Below are 11,855 nucleotides of genomic sequence, written 5' to 3' on the forward strand. Positions count from 1 at the left end.
CAGTTGAAAGGGCCGCCACCGTGAGCAAGAATTACCGCGTTTCCGCCGACATCGGCGGTACATTCACCGACATCGTCTACCAGGACGTCGAAACCGGGCGCTGCGGCGCCGCCAAGGTTCTATCGACCCCTGACAACCCCGCTCTGGCCGTCCTTCAAGGCATCGATACGGTGCTGAATGACGGCGATGGCCTGACCTTCTTCGTGCATGGCACGACCGTCGGCTTAAACGCCCTCCTGACCCGCCGCGGGTCCAAGGTGGCGCTGGTAACCAACGAGAATTTTCGCGACATCTACACGATCCAAGGCAATGACCGGGGCGAGATATTCTCCATCCGCTGGAACAAGCCTGCCCCGCTCGTGCCGCTGGAGCACACCTACACGGTCGGCGGCCGAATCGCCGCATCCGGCGAAGAGCTTGAGCCGCTGCGCACCTCCGACCTCGATGCGGTGGTCGACGCCTGCAAGGCCGAGAAATACGAGGCCATCGCTGTCTCGCTGCTGTTTTCCTTCAACAATTCGGCCCACGAGATCGCGGTGCGCGACTACTTGCAGGAGCGTCTCCCGGACGTGCAGATCGTCCTGTCACACCAGGTATCGCCCGAGTGGCGGGAATTCGAGCGGACTTCCACAACCGTCACCGACGCCTACCTCGCGCCGGTCGTGCGCAAATATATCCGCACGCTGCTGGACGAGATGGGCGTCAAGTTGCCTGACGACGGCACACTGCACGTGATGGAATCGAACGGCGGTGTGATGACCGCGGCCACGGCCTCTGAAACGCCACTTCAGACGCTGCTGTCCGGGCCCGTCGGCGGCGCGATCGGGGGCAAGGCACTTTCAGCGCTCACAGGGCGCGGCAACCTCATCTGCGTGGACATGGGAGGCACCTCCTTCGATGCCTCGCTGGTCATTGATGGGCTGCCCTCCGCTTCCAACGAAGCCATGCTTGAAGGCCTGCCGATTCAGATGTCCGTGGTTGATATCCATGTCATCGGTGCGGGCGGCGGCTCTGTCGCATGGAAAGAAGCGGGCGCGGTGCGCGTCGGCCCGCAATCGGCGGGCTCCACCCCCGGCCCGGTCTGCTACGGACGGGGCGGAACGGAGCCAACGGTCTCCGATGCGAACCTGGTTCTCGGCCGGCTCGACGGCGCGAACTTCTCGGGCGGGGACATGGCGCTCGACCGAGATGCTGCGGCGGCGGCTCTCGCCAAGCTGGGCCAGGACTTCGGCATGGACGCCGAGCAGATGGCGCATGGCGTAATCGACATCGTCAACGCGAAGATGGCGGACGCGATCCGCACCATCACCATCCAGCGTGGCATCGACCCGCGCGAGTTCTCTCTCGTTGCCTTCGGTGGCGCGGGCCCTGCACAGGCGGCAGCCCTCGCAGAAGAGCTCGAAATTTCCGAGGTCGTCATTCCCGTCCATCCCGGGGCATTTTCCGCCTGGGGCATGCTCCAGACGGATGTCCGCCACGACTTCAAGGAAACCCATTACAACTTCTGGGACCTGGTCGACGTTGGAGATCTCGAAACCGCCTTTGCGCGGCTTCAGGACAAGGGCCGCGATTTCCTGGTCGAGGAAGGCATCGAGAAGGGTCGCATCAGCTACGAGCGGGCGATCGACTTCCGCTATCACGGACAGGAATACGTGCTGACCATCCAGCTGGATGACGGCCCCATCGACATGGACAAAATTCGCGCCGATTTCGACGCCGCTTATGAAAGGCAATATGGTCACAACAGCCCCGAGAACCGGGTCGAGATGGCCAACATCCGCCTCGCGGCGCTCGGTCAGCTTGAACGGCCCGAGAATGCGCCGCCGGCACGCGAAACGGCGCGCCCGGTGCGCGAGCGCGATGTATGGTTCGCCGGCTCCGCCCGACCGACCGCAATCATCGACCGCAACAGTATCGGCGAAGGAGACCGCATCAGCGGCCCCGCAATCATCGAAGAGGTCACTTCGACCACGCTCCTGCCCCCGGGCTGGACAGCACAGTTGATCGAAGGTGGCCACATGAGCCTCGTGAAGGAGGGCAAGGCATGAGCTCCGCAGACCCGATCACAACAGAAGTCGTACGCAATTTCGTCATTTCTTGTGCGCAGGACATGAATGCGTCGCTCTGGCGCTCGGCCCATTCGGCGATCATCTATGAAGGCAAGGACAGCGCAGTGGCGCTCATGGACGAGCACGGCAACATGCTGGGCCAGTCCACCGGCGTGCCGCTCTTCATCGGTGCGATCGACGTCTGTGTCCGCCAAGTGAAGGACTACTACGGGGACGACATCCACGAGGGTGACATCTTCATCATGAACGACAGCTACATGCAGGGCACGCACCTGCATGACGTCACCGCCATCGGTCCCATCTTCCACGAAGGAGAACTCGTCGGCTTCGGCGCGGCGCGGGCGCACTGGAACGACATCGGGGCGATGGATCCCGGCTCGACCATGTCCTCGACCAACATCTACCAGGAAGGCTTGCGTCTCGGGCCGACCCGGATTGTGAGCCAGGGCAAGCGCATCCGCGAATGGTATGACCACCTGAAGCTCAACACCCGTCTGGAGGGCGCAACCATCGGCGACCTGGGCGCGCAGATCGCGGCGATCCGCACGGGCGAACGCCGGCTCGGCCAGCTTCTGTCCAAGATCGGCACGGAGACCTATCGCGCCGCCTGCCAGAACATCTTCGAACAAGCCCGTCGTCTCGACCGCGAGGCCATTGCAGCAATCAAGGACGGCACCTGGAGCCGAGAAGGTTTCCTCGACAACGACGGTGTCGACAATGAGCCGGTGAAGGTCGCCCTGACCCTGACGGTGAAAGGCGAGGAACTGATCGTCGATCTGACCGGCACGTCCGGTCCGGTCGCGGGATCCGTCAATTGCGGGGCGAGCCAGACGGAGTCGCTCCTGCGCCTGGCCTACAAGACGATGATCTCTCCCGAGCGGGCAATCACCGGCGGCTCCTTCGAGACGATGAAGGTAGTCCTGCCGGACGAATGCATGTTCAACGCCCGCGAACCGGCCGCCTGCGAGTGGTATTTCACCGGACTTGGCCTCTTGGCGGATCTCTTCATATCGTGCCTGAGCGAAGCGATGCCGGAGCGCTCGACCGCTGCGCATTACGGCGACTCCATGGTGGTCGGCTTCTTCTCGGTCGATCCCAAGCGGGGCCAGTGGATCTCGATCGAGCCGACGGCCGGTGGCTGGGGCGGCCGGGCCGACAGCGACGGGGAGAGCGCGCTCATCAATCTTGTCAACGGCGGCTTCCGCAACATCCCCGCCGAGGTGATGGAGACGAAGTTCCCCGTGCGGCTGGAAGAGTTCTCTCTTCGCGCCGACAGTGCTGGGCCGGGCAGGAACCGTGGTGGTCTTGGCGTCAAGCGGCGCTACCGGATGCTCGACGACAATTACGGGGCGCTCTGGTTCGAACGTTCGAAAACTCCGGCATGGGGTTTGAACGGCGGCAAGGAGGGCAAGGGGCCGGAAATCACCATCACCTTCCCCGACGGTGAAGTGGAGCACGGGCTGAAGATGCGCGCCCGCGCGCTGCCCTCCGACACCGTGATCGAATGCCAGACCGGCGGCGGCGGCGGCAACGGCGACCCGACAAATCGGCCCTTCGACGCGGTCATGCGGGACGTGCGTCAGGGCCTCGTCAGTCGCGAGGCGGCGCAGCGGGAGTATGGCGTGGTCATTCGCGATGACGGAACCGTCGACGAGGCGGCTTCGGTCGCACGATGATCGGTGCGCCAGTCATATCGGTCCGAGGCGTCGGCGTCCGCTTCGGCGACGTGACGGTGCTCTCCGGGGTGGACCTCGATATCCGCCCCGGAGAGGTGCACGGCCTGATCGGTGAGAACGGCGCCGGCAAGTCGACGCTCGGCAAGGTACTTGGCGGCTACTACGGCTCGAGCGAGGGCGAGATTTTCATCGACGACCGCAAGCAGTCCCACTGGGATACGCCGACCGCGCTCGAAAATGGCGTCGCCATCATGCACCAGGAACTTCAGCTGGTGCCCGGCCTGACCGTGGCGCAGAACGTCTACCTCGGCATCGAGGAGAACCATTACGGCGTGCTGAGCGGAACCGAGGGAAAGCGCCTCGAACGCCTGATGGCCGAATGCGGCCTGCAACTCGACCCTGATGCCGTGACCTCGGACCTTACGATCGCCGAGCAGCAGAAGATCGAGATCCTGCGTTCGCTTGCGCGGGAGGCGCGGGTAATCGTCATGGACGAGCCCACTGCCTCGCTCTCCAAGACGGAGGTCGATCAGCTTCATCGCATCATGCGAGGGCTGCGCGACGAGGGCCGGTCCGTCATCTACGTGACCCATTTCCTCAACGATATCCTCGACGTGACCGATCGCGTCACCGTGCTGCGCAACGGCACGATGGTGCACACACGCGATACAAGTGACGAGACCAAGGAAACGCTTGTCTCGGCCATGCTGGGCGGCGCTAAGTCCGAAACTCTCTACCCGCCCAAGGCGCGCAACCCCGGCAAGGTCGTGCTGTCCGTGCGCGACCTGTCCTCTTCAATGGGCGCGCGGGTCGAAAGGCTCGAGCTGCGGGCCGGGGAAGTCGTGGGTTTCGCAGGCCTCGTCGGGGCCGGCCGGACGGAGATCGCCCGCGCTATAGTCGGCGCGGATCACGCCACCGGCACGGTCGAGTTGGACGGCGCCCCGCTGGTGGTACGCACGATCCGCGACGCGACCGAGGCCGGCATCGTCATGGTCCCCGAGGACCGTCGCGGCCAGGGCTTGGTCATGTCACAGACCGTCGCTGCCAACGTATCCCTTCCCCATCTCGCCAACATCGCCCGCGCCGGCGTGGTCCGGCGGGGCGAGGAACGGAGCCTCGCCCAGCGCGTCATCGAACGGTTCGGTGTGCGCCCCGCAGCGGTGGACGGCGATATCTCGAATTATTCCGGCGGCAACCAGCAGAAGGTGCTGATCGGCAAGTGGCTCGCAGGAAATCCGCGGGTTGTGATCCTCGATGAGCCGAGCCGTGGTGTCGATGTCGGCGCGCGTGAAGCGATCCACCAGGAGATCGCGCGGCTCGCCTCCGAAGGTGTCGCGGTCCTGGTGATATCGAGCGAAATCGAGGAGGTGCTGGGGCTCGCGACGCGGGTCTACCTCGTCGACAGCGGGCGGCTTGTGGACGAGATCGACCCCGACGAGGTCGGGGAGGCCGAGGTGCTGGCCGCGCTCTTCAAACACCAGACAACCAAGGACTCCGTGGCATGACACGCGCACAGACACTGAAATTCCTTCAATCCTATGCCGTGCTCATCCTGATCGGGCTGCTGATCGTCGTGCTGTCGCTGATGTCGGACAGTTTCCTGACCGCACGCAATCTGCTCAACATTCTCAACCAGAACGCCCCGCTGGCAATCATCGCCTCTGCCATGACGCTGGTCATCATCGTGGGCGGGTTCGACCTGTCAGTCGGCGCGACCTTTGCCATGGGCTCGGTCGCGGCCGCCTGGCTGGCGGTCAACGTCGACCCCTACTTGGGCCTCGCGCTCGCGCCCTTCGTGGGCATCGCCTTCGGCTTCGCCAACGGGCTGGCGATTACGCAACTACGGGTGCATTCCTTCCTCGCCACCATTGCGACAGCCCTCATTTTCCGGGGCATAGCGGTCGCCGTGTCGGACGGCCGCCTTATCTCGGCCCGGCTGGACGAGTTCACGTGGCTCGGTCGGGGACAGTTCCTGGGCGTCTTCAACGCCATCTGGATCATGGCCATCTTCGCGCTTCTGCTGACGTTCCTTCTGACCAGCACGACCTTCGGGCGCCGCATCTATTCGGTCGGCGGGAACGAACAAGCAGCGATCCTTTCCGGCATTCGCACCAACCGCGTCAAGATTGCGGCATTCGCGATCACCGGGTTCGCCGCCGGCCTTGCGTCGATCATCACAACCTCCCGCGTCGCACTCGGCCAGGCCTCTGCCGGGCAGGGCATGGAACTTGAGGCGATCGCCGCGGTGATCCTCGGCGGCACGAGCATCTACGGTGGCCAAGGCGCGGTGTGGCGATCGCTTGCCGGGGTTTTCCTGCTGGCACTGGTCAATAACGGCTTCAACATACTCAACATCGATCCGTTCTTCCGCGACCTCACGATGGGTCTGATCATTCTCGCGGCGGTCGGTATCTCTGCCATGGGAAATCGGCGCTGAGAGCGGCGACGTGGTCGAAACCAAGGATCAAAAGCTGACATCAGGGAGAAAACCATGTCGAATACGAACCGCGAATGGGTGCTTTGTGAATACAAGGGTATCGACGGGCTGGCACTGCGGGATTACTCGCCCGAGGATGCCGGCCCCGGCGAGGTCAGGCTGAAGGTTGAAGCCTTCGCGCTCAACTGGGGCGATATGGACCTCATGCAGGGCCGCTATTCGTTCAATTTCAGCACATTGCCCGCACGTATCGGCTGCGAAGCGGTTGGCATCGTCGACCAGGTCGGGGAGGGCGTCACCGGTATCGAAGTCGGCGAGCGCTACTGCACGCTGCCCTATTTCTACGACATGAATGGTACAAGCGGCGGCACAGTGATCCGTGAGCCGCGCTACCTGACCAAAGCGCCTGAGGGCCTGGACGCGGTCGAAGCCGGATCGATCTGGATGCAGTTCATGACGGCGTATTATCCGATTGCGGAACTGGCCAAGGCGGGACCCGGCGTCAATATCCTCGTGACTGCCGCGACCAGCACGGCGGGGCGCGCCGCACTCGAGATCGGTGCCATGAAAGGGGCCACGATGATCGGGACCTCCCGGCACGACTACAACCGCGACTACCTATATGATGGTGGAGCAAGCCATGTCTATTTCGGTAGTGGAGAAGGCCTTGCGGAGACGATCAAGGAGGCAACGAACGGTGTCGGCGTCCATGCTGTCTTCGACTCCGTAGGTGCCGGCATGATCGGGCACTATAGCAAGGCATTGGCCAAGGACGCGCAGATCTTCTTTTATGGCACGCTGGACGAGAACCTACCGATTCTTCCGATGATGGAGCTCTATCAGGCCAACGCGACCTTCAAACCCTATTCGCTCTTTCATTACATCGAGGATGCCGATTGGAAGCAAAAGGGGCTTGATTTTGTGTACCGCGCGCTGGATTCGGGCAAGATTGCCCCCACGGTCGACCGCGTGTTCCCTATGGAGGAGTATCGAGAGGCCTGGGAATACATGCGGGCTCCTCGAAAGTCGCACGGCAAGGTGGTCGTAAAGCTATAACCGATACCAATGGCAATTGGGCGCCGCTACTCGGCTGAGATTTGGGCATTGGCGATGCTGAGTGGTTCTTATACGGATACTGGTAAGATTTCTGGAAGAATCAACAAAAAGTGGATCATCATTATTCCAGCATTGGTGCCGTGTTCTTTCGTGTCCCGCCTCCATCGGACGCAGCCACGCATTCAACGGCGAGAAGGTCCGGATAGAGTGATTTCGCTTATGCTTCGACCTGACAACCGCGGCGAATGGCCTGTCAAGGGTAGCGGCGCAGCACCGGTTGATGAAAAGGGTAAGTGTCAGAAATGGGCCGAAACCAAATTAACTCGACGAAACGCTTTTTCTGCTCTTGATGCCGTCAGCCAGCTTGTATCGTCTGTGTTGTTGCAGGGCCGCGATCATCGGGCCCCCCCAAAGTGTACTTTGCTCAGCTCCTTTCGGGCATCAAAATAGCTACTCTGAGCAATTGAGTGATGATGGAGAGGGCAGCGCCATCCCTCGTGGTTAGCCAGTGCATCCCGTATGGGCCGAGCGTCCTCTCGTTGGCCCACCGCTCCTCGGCTGTGGTGTTCTCTTGCTCGACCCTTCGTTGGACAAGCAAGAGCATATCACGGCAGGCGCCCATACGATCTTCGTCTGAACTGCTCGGATTGAGCAGAGCTTTCGCCGGATGACGTCCCGCAACATCTCCCGATCGAGCGTCAGGTCGGCGACGATCTTCTTCAGCCGGCTGTTCTCATCCACGAGCGCCTTCAGCCGCCGCATCTCGTCCGGCAGCAGCCCGCCGTATCGCTTCTTCCAGTTGAAGTAGGTCGCCTGGCTGATCCCTGCCTTCCGGCAGATCTCCGCGACCGGCGTGCTTTCCTCGCCCTGCTTCAGGATGAACGCCTTCTGCGCCTCCGTGAACTTCGATGCCTTCATGCGATTCCGCTCCTCTCCCAGCCAGGAAGGCTTAGTCGAATACTCCAGCTGAAAACGGTCCAGGATTCAGGGGGCAGAGCACTTTGTCGCCCCAAATCAGCATCGAACCCCGCTTTCGCAACGACGCATTCTCGTCGGAACAGTGCGTAGTGCGATAGTGAGTGGGAGCCGGCGAAGTAGCCCGAGGTGACGATGGCGAGCTCGGTCGAGGGAAACCCTTCGATGCCGCCACGGAGGCCGATCAGGGTAAAGTGCATGCCATTGCCGAGCATGATCAGCACTATTCCGAGGAGGAGCGCCCAGACCCCAGACAGCATCTGCTTCATCAACGCCTCCTTCCGGTCGTGGGCGCAGGCATCGCCTTCCAGCCGCGCTGGATCGCCACCGCGCACTCGGAACTGATCATCGTGGCGCGCGACGAGATCAGGATCTTGCAGAAATACTCCTTCATCCAGTCGCGACCATCTATCGTCATCTGGCCAACCACGAATGGGGTCATACCGAACCTCCCTTGAACGGCGCTTAGGTGGATAAAAACGAAAGCGTCACAGTAGCTGCACGCGATGGCGCTAGCCCCCCATGTCTTGATGAATGCAAGACACGGCCCGTGGACTATTGTTCTGAAAGAAGCGCTTCGAAGTCTCGCAGGACATCGAGGTAATCGGGATCATGTTCCCAGGAGGGGAGACCATCGAGCAGGATCTCGGTCGAAAGGCCCGGATGGGCGGCCAGCCACTTGTGTCCGGCATCAATTGCCCTGTCCCGGTCTCCCATCAGCCAAAGCGTTCCAAAAAGCATTCGATACGCCCAATGTGCTTTTGGTGCCGCGCGCATGCCTTTCTCGATATGGGCGAGCGCCTCATCGAGGCGCCCGAGTGCACGCTTCGCGGCAGAGCGACCGAAGTCGATATTGAAGAGGAAAGGATCGAGCGGACTGAGATCTTCCGCACGGTCAAAGTGGCACAGGCCCTCTTCCTGCCGGCCACGATAGACCGCAACCCATCCAAGGCGCAGCCAACCCCACGCATTGTTCGGATCAAGATCGAGGGCCCTGCGCGCAAGATCTTCGGAGGTTGCGAAATCCCGTAAGCCGAGCGCGGCTGTTGCACTGAGCGCTGTGATCGTCGCCGAATGGTCCTGGGCCAGCGGTAGCGCGCGCTCGAAGGCGGCGCGACTCGCAGCCCTCGCGCGCTCAGGGGTTAGCGACCACAGGTAGCAGCATTCCTGTGCATGGCACCACGACTTCATTGCAAGCGCATGTGCCGCATCGGGATCCCGCGCAATCGCTTGGTCAAGAAGCGCCAGTGCGCGGCGATTTTCATCGGGATCGTGGACCCAGAAATGCGGCAAGGCCGTCAGCACGAGATCATATGCGCTGCGCACTTCAGGCGGTTGCCGGCGTGCGCGCAGGATCTCGGCGGCACGAAGATTCGGTGAAAGTTGTCCTGCAACATGGGTAGCGACACGATCTTGCAGTTCGAACAGATCGTCCAGCCGGTCATCGAACCGTTTGGACCAGCGAGTGTGCCCATCCTTGCCATAGACCAATTGCACTGAGATCCGGACGCGGTCTCCTGCGCGTTGTGCAGACCCTTCTAGCAAATATTGCGCACCAAGCTGTTCTGCAATGGCGGGCAACGCCAAAGGTGTCCTTTGCAGCATGAAGACCGATTGCCGTGCGATCACATCGAAATCGCGGCACCGGCTGAGCGCGCCTGTGATCTCTTCGACGATACCGTCCGCGAACATGTCGGGAGCTGATGCGCCGATTTCTTCAAAGCGCAAGACGGCCAGCGATGGCCGGCCTCCATTGAACGCCTCGCCGGAACGCACAGGTGCAAGCGCTTCCCTTTGCCGCATCATGCGCAGCCAGTCCTCGAAGGCTTCGGATGACAGATCGAAGCCTTGTAGGAATTCGTCCGCCCCCTCGGCGCACCTAGTCGCATCCGGATCGAGCCAGACCATATGCCTGTCGGCGGCGATCACATCGCCCAGCGACTTTCGAAGTACCGACAATTCCTGTCGCAGCGACGCGCGGGCTTGTGCATCACCGCGATCAGACCACAAGAGATCCGCAAGGGTCCCGCGTTCTGCGCGCATCCCCGGCTGACAGGACAGATATGCCAAAAGCCCCTGCGCGCGCCGGCTGAGGCCAGTCAGAACCGCGCCCCCGCTCTCGGCGCGGAAAGGACCTCTGAGATGTAGTACAAGGTGGGCCATTGCCGATCCGACTGTGGAGATGTCGGCTTTACGCTCCGAATGCGAATTTTGACGGAAGTATTGCATGTCATCCGCGTCGTAGCAGCCTGAAATTATGCTGGTTTTGCGGTGGCGGGCGAAGGTGCCTTATCGAAACCTCAGAATGGAGACCCCGATGAGCCGCATCTTCGCCGCACCCCGCACCGAGTTCCGCAATCCCCTGCCGGCCCTTTTGCGCAGGATCGCTTGCCATCTCCGGATGCGAAAGGCGATCCAGGAGCTGGAAGAATTGCCTTCCGACCAATTGGAGGATCTGGGCATCGCGCCGCGCACTACGGCCAATCGTCGGACTAGCGGCGAGACTGGAAAGCTTCCGCAAGCGCCCCTTTGGTGAGTGGATGGTGTTGAGACCTACACGACCTCTTCGCATCTTGCTCCCAATGTGCCTGCAGGAAGTTGCAGATCAATAATCCCACAGACTGTGCAGCTCGCCTGAGCGCAGCATGCTGATAACGCTCTATCTAGGGAAACCGACTTCTTCCACGAGCTCGCGCTGGTTTTTCCCGAAGCAGCGACGGCTCTTGAGATCCGGCGGGCGGAGGGACTGCCGGTCATGTGATCCTCGGCACCAAATGTGTCGATGCTAAATCAAATGAGTATCGAGCACGTCCTTTCCCGACGTCTCCCGGCGCGTAAGCTATCCGCCGGACGGCCTCCCGCATCCTTCGGTCGGGCAGAAGCGGCTTGAACGGTGTGGCCGAATGCGTAGCACTGGTGCCTTGAGCGGCCCGCCCGTGTCCGGCCCCCGACAAGGCGCCGGCTCGGTGGGGCCAATTCAGGAGGAGGACCCCATGAGACTACCACTGCTTCTGGCGGCGCTGACCGCCTTCGGCGGGGGCGCGGCCCTGGCCGGCGACACATCCGACACCGCCGGGGCGGAAGGCGCAGCCACCGGCGCGGAGACCGCCGAAATTCGGGACATCGACGTCTCCGAAGCCGATACCGCCCAAGGCGAGAAGGCCTACCAGGCGGTCTGCCGCAACTGTCACGGCCCCAAGGCCCAGGGCGTCGCCAGCTATCCGCGCCTGTCGGACAAGGAGGTCGCCTATCTGGTCGATCGGCTCGAAACTTATCGCTCGGGCGAGAAGATCGGCCCGAACTCGATGCTCATGATCCCGCATGCAAAGGAGCTATCGGACGAGGAGATCCTCAACATCGCGGTCTATGTGACCACCGCCTTCGAGTGAGACGCGGACCCGCCGCCCCCCCTACTTTGGTCGGGTGAGCCGGGTTTCACATGCAGATTTCGTTTACGGGACCCGGGACATCTGCCTAGCCTCCAGTGGTGCCGGTTGACCTTGCGTCCGCTTGGCGGATCGGGGCCGCCGGCCCATAAAGCAAAGGGAGGATACGATGCTTTATAGATCTCTCCGGACAACCGCCGCCTATATCATTCCGGTCGCCGCAGGATGCGCCCTGACCGCCGCGCCGGCCGTCGCC

The 11,855-nt window shown here is 62.2% G+C and carries 9 protein-coding genes and 2 pseudogenes; 7 read left to right on the top strand and 4 right to left on the bottom strand.

Annotated features, from left to right (window positions below; all coding sequences use genetic code 11):
- Window positions 1–20 precede the first annotated feature (20 nt).
- From LR948_RS18300 to LR948_RS18320, 5 genes are read left to right on the top strand one after another with little or no spacing between them, the layout of a single operon-like run.
- Window positions 21–2,048 (top strand): hydantoinase/oxoprolinase family protein, encoded by a 2,028-nt coding sequence (locus LR948_RS18300; protein WP_232755546.1) that lies wholly within the window; start codon window positions 21–23, stop codon window positions 2,046–2,048.
- Window positions 2,045–3,745 (top strand): hydantoinase B/oxoprolinase family protein, encoded by a 1,701-nt coding sequence (locus tag LR948_RS18305; protein WP_232755547.1) that lies wholly within the window; start codon window positions 2,045–2,047, stop codon window positions 3,743–3,745. The genes LR948_RS18300 and LR948_RS18305 overlap by 4 nt, the downstream gene beginning before the upstream one ends.
- A complete protein-coding gene (locus LR948_RS18310) occupies window positions 3,742–5,250 on the top strand; it encodes a sugar ABC transporter ATP-binding protein (RefSeq protein ID WP_232755549.1) in 1,509 nt (502 codons plus the stop codon). The genes LR948_RS18305 and LR948_RS18310 overlap by 4 nt, the downstream gene beginning before the upstream one ends.
- Window positions 5,247–6,182 (top strand): ABC transporter permease, encoded by a 936-nt coding sequence (locus tag LR948_RS18315; RefSeq protein WP_232755550.1) that lies wholly within the window; start codon window positions 5,247–5,249, stop codon window positions 6,180–6,182. The genes LR948_RS18310 and LR948_RS18315 overlap by 4 nt, the downstream gene beginning before the upstream one ends.
- A gap of 54 nt (window positions 6,183–6,236) precedes the next feature.
- A complete protein-coding gene (locus LR948_RS18320; protein ID WP_232755552.1) occupies window positions 6,237–7,238 on the top strand; it encodes a zinc-binding dehydrogenase in 1,002 nt (333 codons plus the stop codon).
- Window positions 7,239–7,895: 657 nt separating this feature from the next.
- Here the strand turns inward: LR948_RS18320 and LR948_RS18325 are convergent.
- The 4 genes and pseudogenes from LR948_RS18325 to LR948_RS18340 all read right to left on the bottom strand — a co-directional run.
- Window positions 7,896–8,156 (bottom strand): annotated as a pseudogene (locus LR948_RS18325) (transposase); the annotation flags it as partial.
- 167 nt (window positions 8,157–8,323) lie between these two features.
- Window positions 8,324–8,482: pseudogene (locus tag LR948_RS18330) on the bottom strand (MFS transporter); the annotation flags it as partial.
- The gene (locus tag LR948_RS18335; RefSeq protein ID WP_232755553.1) at window positions 8,482–8,655 is read right to left on the bottom strand and encodes a hypothetical protein; all 174 of its coding nucleotides are present in this window, start codon (window positions 8,653–8,655) and stop codon (window positions 8,482–8,484) included. The pseudogene LR948_RS18330 and the gene LR948_RS18335, both read right to left, overlap by 1 nt.
- Before the next feature lie 113 nt (window positions 8,656–8,768).
- Window positions 8,769–10,442: a hypothetical protein gene (locus LR948_RS18340; RefSeq protein ID WP_232755555.1), complete on the bottom strand. Its 1,674-nt coding sequence runs from the start codon at window positions 10,440–10,442 to the stop codon at window positions 8,769–8,771.
- Between the two features lie 88 nt (window positions 10,443–10,530).
- On the opposite strand from LR948_RS18340, the gene LR948_RS18345 reads away from it, so the two are divergent.
- Entirely contained in the window at window positions 10,531–10,749 is a 219-nt protein-coding gene (locus LR948_RS18345) for a hypothetical protein (RefSeq protein ID WP_232755561.1), read from the top strand.
- Window positions 10,750–11,206: 457 nt separating this feature from the next.
- The gene (locus LR948_RS18350; RefSeq protein ID WP_232755563.1) at window positions 11,207–11,602 is read left to right on the top strand and encodes a c-type cytochrome; all 396 of its coding nucleotides are present in this window, start codon (window positions 11,207–11,209) and stop codon (window positions 11,600–11,602) included.
- The last annotated feature ends 253 nt before the right edge of the window (window positions 11,603–11,855 follow it).

The organism is Roseivivax sp. GX 12232, assembly GCF_021272185.1.
Lineage (GTDB): Bacteria > Pseudomonadota > Alphaproteobacteria > Rhodobacterales > Rhodobacteraceae > Roseivivax.